19 protein-coding genes are annotated in these 16,972 nt (G+C 37.4%); 11 read left to right on the top strand and 8 right to left on the bottom strand.

Going from position 1 to position 16,972, the window contains the following annotated elements:
* The first annotated feature begins 47 nt into the window (after positions 1-47).
* Positions 48-1,457 (top strand): aspartate ammonia-lyase, encoded by a 1,410-nt coding sequence (locus ANA_RS02755; protein WP_015078524.1) that lies wholly within the window; start codon positions 48-50, stop codon positions 1,455-1,457.
* A 55-nt stretch (positions 1,458-1,512) separates the two neighbouring features.
* Here the strand turns inward: ANA_RS02755 and ANA_RS02750 are convergent, their stop codons facing one another.
* Both ANA_RS02750 and ANA_RS02745 read right to left on the bottom strand, forming a co-directional pair.
* The gene (locus ANA_RS02750; RefSeq protein ID WP_015078523.1) at positions 1,513-1,929 is read right to left on the bottom strand and encodes a type II toxin-antitoxin system VapC family toxin; all 417 of its coding nucleotides are present in this window, start codon (positions 1,927-1,929) and stop codon (positions 1,513-1,515) included.
* A gap of 2 nt (positions 1,930-1,931) precedes the next feature.
* Positions 1,932-2,219 (bottom strand): hypothetical protein, encoded by a 288-nt coding sequence (locus ANA_RS02745; protein WP_015078522.1) that lies wholly within the window; start codon positions 2,217-2,219, stop codon positions 1,932-1,934.
* A 584-nt stretch (positions 2,220-2,803) separates the two neighbouring features.
* Here ANA_RS02745 and ANA_RS02740 point away from each other — a divergent pair.
* The 5 genes from ANA_RS02740 (at position 2,804) to ANA_RS02720 (ending at position 7,864) form a co-directional block, all read left to right on the top strand.
* Positions 2,804-3,394 carry a nicotinate-nucleotide adenylyltransferase gene (locus ANA_RS02740; protein WP_015078521.1) on the top strand — a complete coding sequence of 197 codons (591 nt, stop codon included), beginning with the start codon at positions 2,804-2,806 and terminating at the stop codon, positions 3,392-3,394.
* Complete coding sequence (locus ANA_RS02735; protein WP_015078520.1) at positions 3,364-4,110, top strand: NUDIX hydrolase; 747 nt, start codon at positions 3,364-3,366, stop codon at positions 4,108-4,110. Before ANA_RS02740 ends, ANA_RS02735 begins: the two co-directional genes overlap by 31 nt.
* Positions 4,111-4,157: 47 nt before the next feature.
* Entirely contained in the window at positions 4,158-5,849 is a 1,692-nt protein-coding gene (locus ANA_RS02730; protein ID WP_015078519.1) for an NAD+ synthase, read from the top strand.
* Positions 5,850-6,114: 265 nt separating this feature from the next.
* Complete coding sequence (locus tag ANA_RS02725) at positions 6,115-7,023, top strand: M23 family metallopeptidase (RefSeq protein WP_041457595.1); 909 nt, start codon at positions 6,115-6,117, stop codon at positions 7,021-7,023.
* 304 nt (positions 7,024-7,327) lie between these two features.
* Positions 7,328-7,864, top strand: coding sequence for a late competence development ComFB family protein (locus ANA_RS02720; RefSeq protein ID WP_015078517.1), 537 nt, complete (start codon positions 7,328-7,330; stop codon positions 7,862-7,864).
* Positions 7,865-7,905: 41 nt separating this feature from the next.
* Here ANA_RS02720 and ANA_RS02715 read toward each other — a convergent pair whose 3' ends face one another.
* Positions 7,906-8,607 carry a L,D-transpeptidase gene (locus tag ANA_RS02715; protein WP_015078516.1) on the bottom strand — a complete coding sequence of 234 codons (702 nt, stop codon included), beginning with the start codon at positions 8,605-8,607 and terminating at the stop codon, positions 7,906-7,908.
* 335 nt (positions 8,608-8,942) lie between these two features.
* Here ANA_RS02715 and ANA_RS02710 point away from each other — a divergent pair, with 335 nt between their 5' ends.
* Positions 8,943-9,599 (top strand): sigma-70 family RNA polymerase sigma factor, encoded by a 657-nt coding sequence (locus ANA_RS02710; protein WP_015078515.1) that lies wholly within the window; start codon positions 8,943-8,945, stop codon positions 9,597-9,599.
* Positions 9,600-9,715: 116 nt separating this feature from the next.
* A complete protein-coding gene (locus ANA_RS02705) occupies positions 9,716-10,177 on the top strand; it encodes an anti-sigma factor family protein (protein WP_015078514.1) in 462 nt (153 codons plus the stop codon).
* Positions 10,178-10,347: 170 nt separating this feature from the next.
* Here the strand turns inward: ANA_RS02705 and ANA_RS26925 are convergent, their stop codons facing one another.
* The 4 genes from ANA_RS26925 to ANA_RS02685 form a co-directional block, all read right to left on the bottom strand.
* Positions 10,348-10,635, bottom strand: coding sequence for a hypothetical protein (locus ANA_RS26925; RefSeq protein ID WP_015078513.1), 288 nt, complete (start codon positions 10,633-10,635; stop codon positions 10,348-10,350).
* A 64-nt stretch (positions 10,636-10,699) separates the two neighbouring features.
* Positions 10,700-10,969 carry a colicin E5-related ribonuclease gene (locus tag ANA_RS02695; RefSeq protein ID WP_015078512.1) on the bottom strand — a complete coding sequence of 90 codons (270 nt, stop codon included), beginning with the start codon at positions 10,967-10,969 and terminating at the stop codon, positions 10,700-10,702.
* Positions 10,970-11,062: 93 nt separating this feature from the next.
* Positions 11,063-12,196 (bottom strand): tetratricopeptide repeat protein, encoded by a 1,134-nt coding sequence (locus ANA_RS02690; RefSeq protein ID WP_051155161.1) that lies wholly within the window; start codon positions 12,194-12,196, stop codon positions 11,063-11,065.
* 419 nt (positions 12,197-12,615) lie between these two features.
* The gene (locus ANA_RS02685; protein ID WP_015078510.1) at positions 12,616-13,704 is read right to left on the bottom strand and encodes a nucleotidyltransferase domain-containing protein; all 1,089 of its coding nucleotides are present in this window, start codon (positions 13,702-13,704) and stop codon (positions 12,616-12,618) included.
* A 470-nt stretch (positions 13,705-14,174) separates the two neighbouring features.
* Here ANA_RS02685 and rplU point away from each other — a divergent pair, with 470 nt between their 5' ends.
* Together rplU and rpmA are read left to right on the top strand one after the other, a co-directional pair.
* Positions 14,175-14,594 (top strand): 50S ribosomal protein L21, encoded by a 420-nt coding sequence (gene rplU, locus ANA_RS02680; protein WP_015078509.1) that lies wholly within the window; start codon positions 14,175-14,177, stop codon positions 14,592-14,594.
* A gap of 138 nt (positions 14,595-14,732) precedes the next feature.
* Positions 14,733-15,017 (top strand): 50S ribosomal protein L27, encoded by a 285-nt coding sequence (rpmA, locus tag ANA_RS02675; RefSeq protein ID WP_015078508.1) that lies wholly within the window; start codon positions 14,733-14,735, stop codon positions 15,015-15,017.
* A 56-nt stretch (positions 15,018-15,073) separates the two neighbouring features.
* On the opposite strand, the gene ANA_RS02670 is transcribed toward rpmA, so the two are convergent.
* Positions 15,074-15,499, bottom strand: a complete 426-nt coding sequence (locus ANA_RS02670) for a hypothetical protein (protein ID WP_015078507.1) — start codon at positions 15,497-15,499, stop codon at positions 15,074-15,076.
* Positions 15,500-15,777: 278 nt separating this feature from the next.
* On the opposite strand from ANA_RS02670, the gene cruF reads away from it, so the two are divergent.
* Complete coding sequence (gene cruF, locus ANA_RS02665; RefSeq protein WP_015078506.1) at positions 15,778-16,686, top strand: gamma-carotene 1'-hydroxylase CruF; 909 nt, start codon at positions 15,778-15,780, stop codon at positions 16,684-16,686.
* Positions 16,687-16,972: the final 286 nt, after the last annotated feature.

Below are 16,972 nucleotides of genomic sequence, written 5' to 3'. Positions count from 1 at the left end.
AAAAACAAGTTTGTTCCCTGTTCTTTTTGTTCCCATTCTCGACTTATATGACTAACAATTCAGATTTTCGCATTGAAAAAGACTCAATGGGCGATCGCCAAATTGCCAACAACGTTTATTATGGTATTCAAACCCAACGGGCGATCGAAAATTTCCCCATTAGCGGGATTAAACCTTTACCTACTTATATAAATGCTTGTTTATATATTAAAAAAGCTACCGCTATTGTCAACGGAGAATTAGATTGTATTCCCGCAGATATCAGTAAAGCGATTATTCAAGCCACTGATGAAATCTTAGCAGGTGAATTACGAGATCAGTTTGTGGTTGATGTTTATCAAGCCGGTGCAGGAACTTCTCACCATATGAATATTAACGAAGTTTTGGCAAATCGCGCTTTAGAAATTCTCGGTGATCAAAAAGGTAATTATAAACTCGTTAGTCCCAATGATCATGTAAACTATGGACAGTCTACCAATGATGTTATCCCCACAGCCATTCGCATTGGTGGCTTATTGGCACTTTCTCGCACTTTGCAACCAGCTTTAGAACAGGCAATTTCGGCTTTAGAGGCAAAAGCTATAGAATTTCAAGATATCGTCAAATCTGGCAGAACCCACCTCCAAGACGCTGTACCTGTGCGATTAGGGGATAATTTTGGTGCTTGGGCGCAAATCCTCTCAGAACATCAAAACCGTCTTTACATTGCTGCTGGGGATTTAATGGTATTGGGTTTAGGTGGTAGCGCTGCGGGAACAGGTATGAATACTCACCCAGAATATCGGCAAAGAGTTGTGGATATCCTGTCGCAATTGTTGGAATTTCCCCTAGAAGCTGCACCCCATTTAATGGCTGCTATGCAAAGTATGGGGGCTTTTGTGAATGTTTCCGGGGCTTTGCGGAATTTAGCCCAGGATTTGGTGAAAATATCCCACGATTTGCGGTTAATGGATTCTGGTCCCAAAACTGGATTTAAGGAAATTCAACTTCCTCCAGTCCAACCTGGTTCTTCAATTATGCCCGGAAAATATAATCCTGTGATGGCAGAAATGACATCAATGGTATGTTTTCAGGTTATGGGATATGATAATGCGATCGCTTTTGCTGCCCAAGCTGGACAATTAGAATTAAATGTGATGATGCCCCTCATTGCCTATAATTTAATTCACAGCATTGAGATCTTAGGTAACACAATTTCGGCTTTAACTACAAGCTGTATTCAAGGAATTACTGCTAACAAAGAACGTTGTTTAGCCTATGCTGAAGGTAGTTTAGCATTAGTCACCGCCTTAAATACCCATATTGGTTATTTGAATGCTGCGGCTGTAGCTAAGGAATCTTTAGAAACAGGTAAATCTCTCCGGCAAATAGTTCTAGAAAAAGGTTTAATGACAGAAACAGAATTAGCAACAGTCTTGGATTTAGACCAAATGAGTGCAATTGTTCCTTTAAAATAAGTACAAAATACAAGATCCCCGACTTCTTAAAGAAGTCGGGTATCTGATTGATAGCCTATTCAGGAAATATCTCAAAACCGGCACAATGTTGTGGACTAATAATACTAAAAATAGGTTTATTTAAAGTAAAAATCTTAGTAATATTCATCCTTTCCGCAATAGCAACAATCGTTGCATCCACAAAGTTTAACTTACTATCAGTATATTGGTCTAGAATCTCCGTCACCCTTTTTAAATCAGTTTTATCAATCCCTTCAATAATGACATTACTATGAGCTAATTCAGTTAAAACCTGTTTTGTTGTCGGATATCCTAACCGAGAAGCAAGCAAATGACAAACTTCAGGTAAAACTGTCGTTGGTAAAACCAATACTTCCTTCGAATCAACTATAACATCAAGGATACGCCCATAATTTTCGTCCTTAATATCAACAGTTGCCACTAAGAAACTTATATCTAAAATAGCCGTCATGATTATTTATTTACCTCATGATTAAATTCCTTAATACCTCTAGTTGGATCAATTTCCATTTCTCCGTTTTCTGTATCTTTGTCTGATAAATTGGGTTCACTAGACTCTCCTATACCAGAAATACTTAATAAAAAATTACTCTCCTCTGGTTCATTATTAATAGCCGCAGGAGTTAAATTCAGCTTAAAAAGTAAAGATTCAATAAAATCAGCTAATTCAGGAAGTGCTGCCAGTGGAAGTTCATTAATAGCTTGAGATAATTGTTCGTGGGTGAGACTTACAGAATCCATAATTGATATCATCCTTCTATCGAAATAACTTTTATCTGTTTTCAAAGAAATTGGTATTAATTTCTTCTTGGTTTTCCTATGCTTATATAAATTTAGTTTCTACTGTTATATAATAACGCAATTATTCCCCATACAAACACAAAAACTATTTGTTAGTCTAATTCGGGTTAAACCCTTAAACTTATTATATGTAAAGCTGCACAGAATCATAAAATCCATTAATTAATTCATCCATTTTCATCCATTTTCATCTGCGTTTATCTGCGGTCAATTATTCTTAAAATCTTATCCAACTCCTGGATATTGACTGGCTGTACTATTAAGAAATATAAATTAATTGTAAAAAATATCCTAACTCCCTTGTAAATATAGGCTTTTCAGGAATTTGTCATTATTTATTAGCCAAGGCTTGACATTATTTATAGTGAATACTACCATAAGTGAAGAGACATTCTTGGTAAGGGCATCTCAGATGACAAAACGAAGTGATAAATTAATATAATTTCTCTTACCTCTGCGCCCTCTGCGTCTCTGTGGTTCGTTTAAATTACTCTAAAAATTGCAAAAAAGCAGAATCAAAAATCATGAAAATAGCCTTATTTGGTACAAGTGCAGATCCTCCAACTGCTGGACATTTAATAATTCTCAAATGGTTATCTGAACGTTATGATTGGGTAGGTGTATGGGCTGCGGATAATCCCATGAAGTCCCAACAAACACCTTTACCACACAGGGCAGCAATGTTAGAACTGTTAATTAAAGATATTAATGTTGCTAATCAAAATATTGCCTTAGAACAAGATTTAAGTAGTTGGAAAACTCTAGAAACTGTAGGTAAAGCAAAATTAAAATGGGGAGAAAATATTGAATATACTTTAGTAATTGGTGCTGATTTAGTAAATCAATTACCGCGCTGGTATCATGTTGAAGATTTATTAAAACAAGTGCAATTACTCGTAATTCCCAGACCAGGATATATAATAGATGATTCTGGTTTAGATAAAGTTAAACAAATTGGCGGAAAAATTGCCATTGCTAATTTGATTGGTTTAGATGTTTCCTCTACCGCTTTTCGTGAACAAGGAGATATTAATACTCTCACACCTCCCGTCATTGCCTACATTCATCAACAGCATTTGTACGAATGCCAATACGTAACCAAAAAAAGATTTTAAACCCCATAAATCAACAACCTTTAGCTGATTTTAAAGTTGGTGTTGATAATGTGATTTTTTCTGTAGATACTGCTCAAAATCGGTTGTTAGTTCTCTTGGTTATGCGACAGCAAGAACCATTTTTAAATGATTGGAGTCTTCCTGGCACTTTAGTTCGTCAAGGAGAATCTTTAGAAGATGCTGCTTATCGGATTATGGCTGAGAAAATAAAGGTAAATAATCTTTATTTAGCACAACTTTATACTTTTGGTGGTCCAAATCGTGACCCCAGGGAAAAAATTGATAGCTATGGAGTCCGTTATTTATCAGTTAGTTATTTTGCCTTAGTCAGATTTGAAGAAGCAGAATTAATTGCTGATAAAGTCGCAGGTATTGCTTGGTATCCTGTCAAACAATTACCACAATTAGCATTTGACCACAATGAAATTATTACCTATGGACATGGAAGATTAAAAAACAAATTAGAATATAGTCCAGTAGCTTTTGAAGTCTTACCAGAAACTTTTACCTTAAACGATTTGTATCAACTATACACCACAGTTTTAGGGGAAAATTTTGCCGATTATTCTAATTTTCGAGCGCGGTTACTAAAGTTAGGTTTTTTATCAGATACCGGCATTAAAGTATCACGAGGTGCGGGTCGTCCTGCCAGTTTGTATAAGTTTGATAAAGAAGCATTCGCACCGTTTAAAGATAAACCTTTGGTGTTTATTTAAGGAATAATAATTGAACGCAGATGAACGCAAATAGACGCAGATAAATTATGAAAATCGCTATCGCTCAAATTAATCCTATTATTGGTGATTTACCAGGAAATGCTCAAAAAATCCTGGAAATGTCCCAACAAGCAGCATCAGAAAATGTTCGTTTATTATTAACACCTGAATTATCAATTTGTGGTTATCCACCGAGGGATTTATTAGTTAATCCTAGTTTTATAGAAGTAATTGATAACACATTGCAAAAATTAGCTGAAGATTTACCAGCAAATTTAGCTGTATTAGTAGGAACTGTTGTTAAAAATTCCCAAGCGCACATTTCTGGAGGAAAAAATTTATTTAATAGCACTGCTTTATTAGAAAATGGTAAAATTCAGCAATTTTTCCATAAAAGGCTATTACCTACTTATGATGTTTTTGATGAAAAACGTTATTTTGAACCAGGACTAGAAGCTAATTATTTTATATTAGATCATCTGAAAATTGGTGTAACAATTTGCGAAGATTTATGGAATGATGAGGAATTTTGGGGTAAGCGGAGTTACGCAGTTAATCCTATTGCTGATTTAGCAAATTTAGGAGTAGATTTAATTGTGAATTTATCCGCTTCACCTTACACTGTTGGTAAACAACATCTGCGAGAAGCGATGTTAAAACATAGTGTAGTTAATTTCCAGCAACCGATTATTTATACAAATCAAGTTGGTGGAAATGATGATTTAGTTTTTGACGGACGCAGTTTTGCTTTAAATAAACAAGGTGAAATTGTTTGTCGTGCAAAAGGTTTTGTATCTGACTTTTTGACTGTTGAATTTAATAGCAATAAACAAGATTTAGATTTCGGTGATATTTCTCCTGTTGATGAATCTGAAGATGAGGAAATTTGGAATGCTTTGGTTTTGGGAGTAAAAGATTATGTTGGTAAATGTCGCTTTTCTAAAGTATTATTGGGTTTAAGTGGAGGAGTTGATTCCGCTTTAGTTGCGGCTATTGCGACTGCGGCATTAGGAAAGGAAAATGTGATTGGTGTGTTAATGCCTTCTCCCTATAGTTCGGAACATTCTATTAGTGATGCTTTAAAATTAGCAGCAAATTTAGATATTCAAACTCAACTTTTACCTATTGGGGAATTAATGGCAAGTTTTGATAATTCCCTAGATGAATTATTTGCAGGAACAGAATTTGGGATTGCGGAAGAAAACCTGCAATCTCGAATTCGTGGTAATTTATTAATGGCAATTTCTAATAAATTTGGCTATCTACTTTTATCTACTGGCAACAAATCAGAAGTTGCTGTTGGTTATTGCACCCTTTATGGTGATATGAATGGTGGTTTATCAGTCATTGCTGATGTTCCCAAAACTCGCGTTTATTCTATCTGCAAATGGTTAAATTCTCATCAACAAAAAGAAGTTATTCCCGAAAATATTCTCACGAAAGCACCAAGCGCAGAACTTAAACCGGGTCAAGTTGACCAAGATTCTCTTCCACCTTATGAAATTTTAGATGATATTCTCGACCGTTTGATTCATCAACATCAATCAGCAACAGAAATTATTAGCGCAGGTCATGAACCGGCAATTGTAGATAGAGTATTACAATTATTATCTCGTGCGGAGTTTAAACGCCGACAAGCAGCGCCGGGATTAAAAATTACTGACCGCGCTTTTGGGACTGGTTGGAGAATGCCTATTGCTAGTAGTTGGTCAGCCTTGAGGAATACTTCTTCTCCATAATTTTTACTGATGTGTATTAACCTCAATTAATTCCACACACTTATCCAAATTATCCCTAAATAACGGCTTATTGGCCTATAACTAAGTAGGTGAACGGAAAAAACCGTAGACGCGAAGCGGCTTCTCGAAGAGTAATATGTAAAGAAAAGTAAAATCGCCCAAACCCTCTTCACTCTTGCCTCTTGCCTCTGGTTACTGAGCGAAGTCGAAGTATTGCCTCTTGCCTAGTGCCATAATGACGATTTTCAATGCTAACCTACTTACCATGACTAACACTATTCATCCACAGCATAAATTGCGAAATTTTAGTATCATCAACCCTACCAAAATATTAATAGGTATAATTGCCACTGTTCCCATAGCTTTAGGCTTACCCGCAAAAGCTTTAGAAATACAGGTATTACCTAAAAATCCCCAATTGGGGGATACAATTTCCGTAGTAATTGAGGCAGATTCCCAAGAAAAGATTAGTAACCCCACAGTAACAGTTGGGGAAACAACATATCCAGCTTTTAAAATTGCCCCTCGTCAATACCGTTCTTTTATTCCCACAACTCCCTTAGAGAAAGCTGGAGTGAGAACAATCAGAATTTCCCAAGATGGACAAGAACAAAACTTATCAATAAAAGTGCGCGATCGCAAATTTCCCGTGCAACGCATCACCTTACCACCCGGAAAAGCTGGAGTTAATGCTACCGAATACGAACTCAAGCGAGTAAAAGAATTAAAAGCCTTACAAACACCGAAAAAATATTGGCATGGCCTGTTTCTCACCCCCAACGCGGGGCGAACCTCTACTAAATATGGTGTCCGTCGCTACTACAATGGCGAATTTGCCAATGACTACTACCATCGTGGACAAGACTATGCAGGAGCAACAGGTTCATCTGTAGTTACCCCAGCGGCGGGGAAAGTGGCTTTAGTTGGTACAGTATCCCAAGGCTTCCGCGTTCATGGTAACGTAGTCGGCATTGATCACGGTCAAGGTGTTATCAGTATTTTCATGCACCTAAGTCGGATTGATGTCAAAGAAGGTGATTTTGTGCAAGCAGGGCAAAAAATTGGTGCAGTCGGTTCAACAGGTGCATCTACCGGACCACACTTACACTGGGGTTTGTATGTAAACGGACAATCTGTTGATCCAATCCCTTGGAAATCTCAACAAATTGATTAAGTTTCTCATCTTCAATACCTTTGCCATAGGCTTTTTTGAATTTGGCGAAGGTATTGATATTGTGACTTTTTTAACCCAAAATACTTATATACAAATGGTATAATTTGGTAAAATAAATAATTCAGTAACACAGTAATAGGGGACTTCAACCCCTGATTTATTCCCTAATCTAGACTAATTCTGCTATTGTATTCTGGGTGATTGATAGCATATCTGTTTAGTTTGGCTATCGCAAAGTATATATTTCTAAGTAAAAAATATATACTTTTAACCTGTGTTCCTTCCATACTACCCACAATGTTTTATGAGTATTGAAAAAATAGTAGAACAAGCTCTTCAAGATGGTCACTTGACACCAGCAATGGAAGCAGAAGTTGGGCGGATTTGCGGTAACGCCTCAGAACTGCTGATCGAAGAGTACATGGCTTTAGATCGCCTCATGGGGGCATTGTTGACCGGTGAAGTAGTAGCAGTACCTCGCAAACAATTTATCAACGTCATGGAAGAATTGGTACTCAGCAACGTCATTGCCAAAGTAGCAGAAATTGAAGTAACCAGCGAAATTTCTCTAGATGTGGGCGATATAACCGCCTATGCTCTGAACAGGCTGCCTCCTCTGTATGCAACGACGGAAGAAGGCGCGAAATATCAACGAGAAAGAGCTAACACAGAACTTGATGCTTTAATATCCCAACAAGTTAGCGAAGCCATCTGTAAGTATTTAGATACACCAGATTTCTTCCCAGAACGTCAATCATTGAACAAGACCACTGGCAATGAAGTTTTAACTCAAGTTAGTACATTGCTTCAGACCCATGCGGCTAATTTTGAGCCACAATAACTGATAATTGATAATTGACAATTATCAATTACTTAATATTTTTATTCACGAACTGATACCTGTGTGCCGATATTTACTTGGCTATACAACATTCTCACGTCAGAATTACGCATTCTTAGACAACCATGAGAAACCGCCGCTCCTACCAAGTCAACATTTGGTGTCCCGTGAAAGCCAATTTCATTCCGGCCGTCTGACCAAAAACCAATCCATCTATCCCCCAAAGGACTATCAGTACCACCATCAAAGATAGCTCCTGTAATTGGATGTCGCCAGATAGGATGATGTTCTTTGTGGATAATTTTAAAATCGCCAGTTGGTGTTTCCCAGCCCTTTTTACCGATAGCGATTGGGTAACTAGCTATAACCTCATCATATCGAGAAACATAAACACGGCGATCGCTTAAATCTACAACTACTTTAGTTGCATTTAAGTCCGGTACTGATGGCTTTGGATTATTAACTGGATCTGTAACAGCATCCAGGCTTGATTTCTGTGTTTTCCAGGGAGAATCCAAGTTAATCACCGCAGCTTTTTGGGGAGAGGTAGGTACAGAAGCCGCAATGGCACTACTCCCAATTTCCACTGGTGAACCCTGCGGATAAACCTCTGTGGATGCAGATTGATTTAACTGCCCTGTTGTTCTCATCGTTTGCCAATGGACAGCCAGAGATAAAATTGCTGTACCAAAACAGAGAAACATGACCATACTCGCTACAGATTCATTTCTTGCCATTGCCATCGCCTATTATTTATCCCTGACATATTTAGCTGGAGGTGAGAATTTTACTGATTAACAATTGACAATTAGCCATTATTTATTGCCTATTACCAGTTACTAGTCAAGTATTTAGTGGCCAGTTTTCAATCTGATCACTATTCCCAACCTCACAAAAATTTGATCCGTGTTTTCTTTTGTCTTCCTTTCCCATCCCTAATCTTATGACCAATAAAACCCTGAAAACTCCTTTCTATATTTATTTCCGTGTTCCGATTATAAATCCGTCACCTTACTGAGGAACTTTTGACCAATGATCAAGTCTAATAGGAAGGAGTGATTTAAAGCTAGACCGATCCATGAGTCAATCCATTAGTGTATCTTGGTCAACAGTTGATGCCACCTACCCAGCAGCATCGGTGCAAGTTGACAAACTCTCAAACCACGACCTTATTTTACGCTGTCAAGTCGGATTGCGTCCAGACCGTGCTGCCTTTTCAGAACTATTGCGCCGCTATCAGACTCAAGTTGATCGAGTTTTATATCATCTAGCCCCTGACTGGTCTGACAGAGCCGATTTAGCCCAGGAAGTTTGGATTCGTGTCTACCGAAATATTAACCGACTACAAGAACCTGCCAAGTTCCGAGGTTGGTTAAGTCGGATTGCCACTAATTTGTTTTATGATGAATTACGTAAACGCAAACGGGTAGCCAGTCCTCTATCCCTAGATGCTCCGCGATTGTTAGCCGACGGGGAAATGGATTGGGAAATTGCCGGTGATACCCCAAGTCCAGATGAGGAAATGACGACCAGAGAATTTTATGAACAGTTGCGAGAAGCGATCGCTGATTTACCAGAGGTTTTTCGGACTACAATTGTTTTGAGAGAAATTGAAGGACTGGCCTATGAAGAAATCGCCGAAATTACCGGAGTTTCCCTGGGAACGGTGAAATCTAGAATAGCCAGGGCCAGATCAAGATTACAAACTCAATTGCAAACCTATCTAGATACATAATCTACATCATGTTTCCTCAATTTTATGGCAGATTTTAAGAAATATTAAGGACTGTCAACGAAAATATATATTTTCTGCCATTGAGAAGCAAAAATGAATCAACAGGTACTATAAATATGGAGAAGCGCGATTGTTTCGAGTTATTAAGTGCTTACCTGGATGGCGAAGTCACAGCTACTGAACGCAGGCAAGTTGAAGAGTGGCTTTCAAATGATACTTCTATTAAGTGCTTGTATAAGAGACTGTTAAATCTTAGAAAGGGTTTACATGACATCCCTGTTCCCGCAACTGCTCAGTCATCAGAGGTAACGATTAACCAAGTTTTAACGCGTGTTAATCGCCGTTACCGCTTGAACTGGATGTTAGGTGGTGCAGCCGCTGCGGCTTGTATTCTGGGAACAATATCTGGTTTATTCCCAGGTAATTCCAGAATGGTAGAAATAGCCACAACACAACCAACAGAATTAACACCAACAGCCACAGATTCGCCTTTAATGGTGGCTTTAAATAACCCAGTCATTGAAATTCCCAAAACAGCAGTCGCTACCGGTCAAAAGCCAGTTAATAACCTCAATTAATTACCTGGCGGGTAAACTTTTTGTAATATCATAAAATACAACCAAGCCCAATCTGGAAATGAGCCGTTTAGCTTGTAAACCTCTATGTAATGGCGATTATAGAGGTTTTTTGATGTCGGTTAATTTCTTTGCTAGTAATCTTCTAAATTATCTAATGCATTCTTTTAATTTTAATCACTCAAAACCAAAGAAACAAAAGCTGTTCCTTTTGGTAAATTATGGGTAATAAATTGTTTAGCTATAGATACACTTTGTTGAGGATCATCAATTTCACTTAAATCTAATGATCCAGGATCTTCGGATATTTGATTATTGATATAATACCATAAATCTACACCTAAAACGGAAATATTTCCTTCGGCAATTTCGTTAATAAATTCCAGTGCATTAGCAGGAGTTAATAGCAATTCTCCAGCTTTAATAAATCCTGTTTTTTGATATTTATCAATTAATTTCATGTTTGTACTCCTGAATTTACTTATTAGTGAAAATATTCCTGATATTTATTAATCAACATTTAATTTAGTATTGTTTTTCAATCCAGTTAGGATCATTAATATCACTTACCTGAACTACATCACCTGTGATGTCATTACAGACGATGTATGCACCATCACTCCTGTAATATACAGTAGCAGGATCATCTTTTCTTGTACCATCCATATTATACCTTTTATCTCTTGTTTTTTCCGTTTTACCAGGATTTAAGTAAACTAATTCCAGCATTTCTTCTGTCCAACCCCTTTTACTCATTTGTTGTTTTATTTTTCTTCCAATATTTAATTTTGGCATCTTGATTGAAATTGTTTTTTAATATTTGTTTAGTTGATATATTTTAATTATAATTACATTGCGTAATAAGGGGATATGGAACAGATACTTTCACTATTTTTGTAATTCTCTAATTCTATCTTGCGCTATTTTTAACAATTCTTCATTCCCTTTCTGTTGCTGGTAAAGTTTCACTGCTTGCTGAAAGTCAGCTATAGCCGCTTGCTTATCTCCTAAATCATAATGGATATATCCTAGAACGTGGTAGGCTTTAGAATATTTAGGATTAATCTTGATAGCTTGGGTGTAATCAGCTATAGCTGCTTGCTTATCTCCTAATTCATAATGGATATATCCCCGGTTTTTATAGGCAATGGCAAAGTTAGGATTAATCTTAATAGCTTGATTAAAATCTGCTATTGCTGCTTGTTTATCTCCTAAATCAGAACGGCTATTTCCCCTCTGGTGGTAGGCAATGGCAAAGTTAGGATTGATCTTGATAGCTTGGTTAAAATCTGCTATGGCTGCTTGTTTATCTCCTAAAGAGTAATGGGCAATTCCCCTATTTTGGTAGGTTCTGGCATCATGAGGATCAAGATTAATTGATTCATTATATAAAGCGATCGCACCTTGATAATCTTTCAAGTAATCACGAATTCTGCCCTGATCATGTTTAGATGCAGAGTTATTTCCTTGTGTAGCAAATAGTTTTACTGATTTTTGTAAATCATCTATAGCCTTCTGGTTGTTTTCAATATTGCTGTAAGCAACTCCTCTACGAGAATAGGCTTCAGCAAATTTAGGATCTAAACGAATAGCTTCAGTTAAAGTATTAATAGCTCCTTGAGAATCTCTTTTATCAAGTTTATCATTACCTTGCTTTAAAAATTCCTCAGCTTTCTTTGTTGTTGCTGTTAGAGCAGCTTGATAAGATAATACCTGATTAACAATATAACCACCAGCAAAACTAATAGCCACTGCCATACCCAAACCAAGCATAATTTTCGTAGGAAACTTTTTAGGGGGTGGAGGTGGTATTACAATAGTTTTATCAGGTGGAATTAGTGCTTGTAACGCCTCAGTTGCATTCTTATAACGCTGACTAAAATGGTCACGCACCATCTTAGTTAAAACTTCTGCAAACTCATCACTAACTTGGGCATAATTACGCCAGATAATTTCCCCAGTATTCGAGTCTTCCTGAAATTGTCCTGGTACTAATCCAGTTACAGCTTGAATACCAATCATGCCCACAGCATAAATATCACTAGCAAATTTAGGTTTACCACCTGCCTGTTCCCCCGGCGTGTAGTCATCTGATTGGGATATAAAGAGGGTTTCCTAAATCAATACCTTGTCCATTTTTTGTAGGTCGGGTTAAGCGACAGCGCAACCCGACGCATTTGTTGGGTTTCGTACCTCAATCCAACCTACAAATCAAGACTTTTTTCGATTTGGACAAGGTATTGCTAAATTAAATGTATTATATGACTCAATTTCCCACTTTTGGCTAATAATTTGATTTTTTTATATAAAATTACGTAAAGATGTTGGTACAATTTAAACGAACCTGCATGGACTAATGAAATAACCCACGCAGTTGAATTTTGTTTATTTAGCCACGTCCACGAAGCGTACCCCAGGTATCTTTCCAATTTCCAGATTTTTTACCAACCTTGCATTTCCACCAACTCCATACACAAATCATTGATTTGCTCCAAATTAGGACGATGTGGTAAACTGGATTGATCATAAAAAACATCCATTTGAGCAACCAAATCTTCCGCCATTTTCATTAATTGCTCATAACTATAATCACCTCGCAAAATAGCCTTTAAATCATCAATATCACCAGCTAAATTTCTATCTACAGTCACTTCTCCCCGCTGCAAAATTTCCAAGCCACTGCGTAGTAATCGAATACAGTGCATTCCATGTTTTAAATCATAACCTGATTTTTTTTCCATTTCGGCTCTAGCAGGATTTCTATTTTCCTGCCAAGATATATAAGCCTTCCATTCTCTTAAAGCAATTTGATAACTTTGACTTTTTTGCAAAAGGCGAATAAAATCTTTACGGCTATGAGTTAAATTTTGGGTATATGCTAAAGTTTCATCTGCTAAAGTGTACTGTTTCAAAACACCTTTAAAATCAATATCCCCAGTCAGCAATTTATATAACTGTTCTGATTCTTCCAAAAACTCAATTTTCCCCCTAATCAAAAGATAAAGATATTCCAAAAAAGCATTTAACTCATCTTTACTTAACGGAACTTCATCTGTAATATCAAAATCCGAGGGAAGCGGTTTTTTCGTGGGTGGATTTAACAACCATTTACGATGAGTTTCCATCTTCTTAATTTGAGCAAAAGCATAACCAGAATAAGTATGCTTTACCTTTTTACTCAAAAATAAATGACGGTGATTAATTAAATGTTGTCCGACATTTGTTAAAAAAGGATAATTCGTTAACCACAGCAATTCTAAAACATTGGGATTTGCACCAGCTAATAAATGAATAACCTTTCTTAATTCATAAATAACCGTATCTTCATTACCATCTATAAACGGAAATATCCCCGGTTCATCCCAACCAGAATCCTTTTGTTCAATACTATCAAAGCCTAAATAATAGCGTTTAGGAGCAATAAATACACCACGATAATCATAATCTGATTCAGGACGATTTAAACCATAACCATGACTACCAGCTAAACCCACAAAAATAGTTCTTTGTTCAACTTCAATTCTTTTCATCTTTATCTAATAAAAATTAAATTTTCATTTTCAGTATTAACTAAATTATAATTGATAATTCGTAACAGTTATCACCTTTTTCTACTAAAGTTCTCCCGATTTTGTTGGGTTTCACCTCCCTCTACCCAACCTACAATTTTCTTAAATTATTTATGAAAAATCTGAAAGTGAATAGTAAAAAAATCTGAGCAACCCTATTTAAATTGCTCAGATTAGTTAAAAAATTTTCCGTCTGTGTCATGGTTAACTACAAACACCAGAATTATCTTTTCGGAAATCAGCGAGAAATAAAATTATATTTTCTCAAAGGTTGACTGATTAACCATCAATCAGGTAATATAGTAGATTGTCTGTCTAATTCCTGCTCGGATCAGGTAGACATACTGCAAAAGCTGGCAAAGCTATAAATAATAGCGTCTCTACAGGAGATTATAGCCAGCTACCTGTACGGCAACCTCAAGGACGATTTAATGACTTACGCGATTATTGAAACTGGCGGTAAACAAATGAAAGTAGAAGCAGGTCGCTTTTACGACATTGAACTACTAACCGCTGAACCAGATGAAAAAGTTACCATCAACGCAGTATTACTTGTACATCACGAAGGCGCAGTTTCCATTGGACAACCTTTAGTAGAAGGTGCAACCGTGGAAGGGACAATTATGCGACACTTTAGAGGTCGCAAAGTCCTGGTGTATAAGATGAAACCTAAAAAGAAAACCCGCAAAAAACGGGGACATCGCCAGGAAATTACCAGATTTTTGATTAATTCTATCAATCTCAACGGCGAAGTTTTAGCTTACGAAGAAGCACCAACGAGTCCTGAACTTCCCGTTCTTGATACTGACTTTGTGGAAGAAACCGCTGACGAATCATCCGAAGAATCATAAAAAAAGGTTTAAGTTACTAGTTAGGCAAGGGGGAAAAGGTGATAGAGAGTAATTACCAATTACCAATTACTTTTTTCCCAGCCTAAACTGGATAACTAGCAACCTGGGATAAATAAAGTAAATAGAAAAGAGGGAATCATGGCTCATAAGAAGGGAACTGGTAGTACGCGAAACGGTCGTGACTCGAATGCTCAACGACTAGGCGTAAAACGTTATGGTGGACAAACTGTACGCGCAGGTAATATTCTAGTCCGTCAACGTGGTACTAAGGTTCACCCTGGTAACAACGTTGGTATTGGTAGTGATGATACCTTGTTTGCTTTAATTGACGGTGTAGTTACCTTTGAAAGAAGAGGTAAAAGCCAGAAGAAAGTTAGCGTTTATGCAGTAGCCGCAGAACTCGTAGAAGCTGTAGCTGGTTAATTCGTTATTAGTCATTGGTCATTCGTTATTAATTAATTAATGACCAGTGACTAATTTTAAATGTAGTGATTGATAAGTGCGCCTATTCCTAGTCCTAACAGTGAGCAAAAAGATATACAGCCAAAAGCTAGTGCTGGTTTTAAACCAACTGTTTGAAAGTCTATTTTGGCTAGGATGGTCGCTGACAAAATTAGTAAAGTATCAAGAAATACCCGAAACCAGGCAATCATTAGAAAAAATAGGAAAGCTGCTAAGATAGCCACAAGAAAAGTCCTAGCGTTTGACTTGAAGAAAATATGAGAATAATCATCTAGTTTTAGCCAAGGGTTAGTGAGCAATATCAGGGACAGCAGGATAGTTACCGCAGTTATCAGCCGTACATACCACGGGGCCTTTTCTTCAAATATCAACCAGCCCAATGTACTGTAACTCAGTAATATAAGTGTTAAGGAAAACCAAGGTATCTTTTTCAAAATTGACATATAGCAGGAGTCAGGAATAAAACGGGCTTTAAGCAGTTGATAAATGTAAAAGTTCTGTACCTTACTCAGTTACAAATCGTTCTATACTGATGTAATCAGTATCGGTTTCATTGATTATTTCACAGATTTACTGAACTCATCAGGTTTCTAAATGTTGAATTCCATCCCTAATTCCCAATTTAAGAGAATAAAGATCAACATTTAGTTAAATATGTTCATAAATATTTGTAAACTGTTAGCAGTTGAATAGCCATCTGGCATATCATTAAGGATTGATCATGAGACAAATTGTTATCGTCGAGCGCGTATGCCTAATTGGTCATATCGTTTCTATGGTATTTGGACTGCTGGGGATATTGATTGTTATTCCCAATGCTGAACTAATTGTTAGCTTATCAGAAGTCGGACAGAGCGTCATGCAGTGGAGTATGGCGGGTGGTGGTGTGGTATATATGATTTTGGGGGCGCTGGGAGTGTTCCTTTATGCTTACCGAACTTTAGGTTTAGCACGCGCTTTAGGATTTTTAATCCCATCTTTATCAATTTCCCTAACTAGCGAATTACTAGGAACTAGCACAGGCTTTCCCTTTGGTTACTATAGCTATTTGAGCGGTCTGGGTTATAAAATTTCCGGGTTGGTCCCTTTTACAATTCCCCTTTCCTGGTTTTATGTGGGATTAGTTTCTTATGTGTTGGCTCGTGCGGGTTTAGAAGTAGATAAAAAACCCAGCTTGTTCCGTCACGTGGGAGCTATTGGTTTAGGGGCTTTACTACTCACTTCTTGGGATTTTGTGCTTGACCCAGCCATGAGTCAAACTTCCCTTCCCTTCTGGTATTGGCACCAACCGGGGGCTTTCTTTGGAATGCCTTATCAAAACTTTGCGGGTTGGATGGGTACTGGTTCGTTATTTATGACTGTAGCGGCTTTGTTATGGAGCAAAAACCCGGTTAAGTTAGACCATTACCAACTAAATGTACCTTTATTGGTTTATTTGGGTAACTTTGGTTTTGCCACAGTCATGAGTTTAGCCGCTGGGTTTCCTATTCCTGTACTGCTAGGTGTGGCACTGGGTGTAGCTCCGGCTGTGCTGCTGTGGTCTAAAGGTTCTAGTACACCTGCAACGGTGAATATTGAAGCAGCTACTCAAGAAGTTGCTGTTGCTAATGTGAAGGTTGCTTTCAAATAGGGAAGAGGGAAGAGGGAATAGGAGAAGAAATTCTGCCAATTACCTCTTTCCCAATTACACAAAAAGAAAGCTAAGAGGTTGTTTGAAAAGTATTATATGAAACCCATAATCTCCAAAAACCTAACCCCCATTCCCTTGTAGGGAAGGGGGGTTTTAAAGCCTCTCCCCTGGTCGGGGAGAGGTTTGGAGAGGGGTCTGTTTACACATGAAAAACTTTGAAAACATCCTCTTAGACCGGGGAGTGTCAAGCACATTATTTCTCGTAAAGTATTGCGTCAATTTTGGC

The sequence above is a fragment of the Anabaena sp. 90 genome, assembly GCF_000312705.1.
Classification (GTDB): Bacteria; Cyanobacteriota; Cyanobacteriia; order Cyanobacteriales; family Nostocaceae; genus Dolichospermum; species Dolichospermum lemmermannii.
This window is presented reverse-complemented; position numbering and strand designations above follow the sequence as displayed.

Coding starts and splice junctions, on each gene's coding strand:
- ANA_RS02755 (WP_015078524.1), top strand. CDS start 48: ATGACTAACAATTCAGATTTTCGCATTGAAAAAGACTCAATGGGCGAT.
- ANA_RS02750 (WP_015078523.1), bottom strand. CDS start 1,929: ATGACGGCTATTTTAGATATAAGTTTCTTAGTGGCAACTGTTGATATT.
- ANA_RS02745 (WP_015078522.1), bottom strand. CDS start 2,219: ATGGATTCTGTAAGTCTCACCCACGAACAATTATCTCAAGCTATTAAT.
- ANA_RS02740 (WP_015078521.1), top strand. CDS start 2,804: ATGAAAATAGCCTTATTTGGTACAAGTGCAGATCCTCCAACTGCTGGA.
- ANA_RS02735 (WP_015078520.1), top strand. CDS start 3,364: ATGCCAATACGTAACCAAAAAAAGATTTTAAACCCCATAAATCAACAA.
- ANA_RS02730 (WP_015078519.1), top strand. CDS start 4,158: ATGAAAATCGCTATCGCTCAAATTAATCCTATTATTGGTGATTTACCA.
- ANA_RS02725 (WP_041457595.1), top strand. CDS start 6,115: ATGACTAACACTATTCATCCACAGCATAAATTGCGAAATTTTAGTATC.
- ANA_RS02720 (WP_015078517.1), top strand. CDS start 7,328: ATGAGTATTGAAAAAATAGTAGAACAAGCTCTTCAAGATGGTCACTTG.
- ANA_RS02715 (WP_015078516.1), bottom strand. CDS start 8,607: ATGGCAATGGCAAGAAATGAATCTGTAGCGAGTATGGTCATGTTTCTC.
- ANA_RS02710 (WP_015078515.1), top strand. CDS start 8,943: ATGAGTCAATCCATTAGTGTATCTTGGTCAACAGTTGATGCCACCTAC.
- ANA_RS02705 (WP_015078514.1), top strand. CDS start 9,716: ATGGAGAAGCGCGATTGTTTCGAGTTATTAAGTGCTTACCTGGATGGC.
- ANA_RS26925 (WP_015078513.1), bottom strand. CDS start 10,635: ATGAAATTAATTGATAAATATCAAAAAACAGGATTTATTAAAGCTGGA.
- ANA_RS02695 (WP_015078512.1), bottom strand. CDS start 10,969: ATGCCAAAATTAAATATTGGAAGAAAAATAAAACAACAAATGAGTAAA.
- ANA_RS02690 (WP_051155161.1), bottom strand. CDS start 12,196: ATGATTGGTATTCAAGCTGTAACTGGATTAGTACCAGGACAATTTCAG.
- ANA_RS02685 (WP_015078510.1), bottom strand. CDS start 13,704: ATGAAAAGAATTGAAGTTGAACAAAGAACTATTTTTGTGGGTTTAGCT.
- rplU (WP_015078509.1), top strand. CDS start 14,175: ATGACTTACGCGATTATTGAAACTGGCGGTAAACAAATGAAAGTAGAA.
- rpmA (WP_015078508.1), top strand. CDS start 14,733: ATGGCTCATAAGAAGGGAACTGGTAGTACGCGAAACGGTCGTGACTCG.
- ANA_RS02670 (WP_015078507.1), bottom strand. CDS start 15,499: ATGTCAATTTTGAAAAAGATACCTTGGTTTTCCTTAACACTTATATTA.
- cruF (WP_015078506.1), top strand. CDS start 15,778: ATGAGACAAATTGTTATCGTCGAGCGCGTATGCCTAATTGGTCATATC.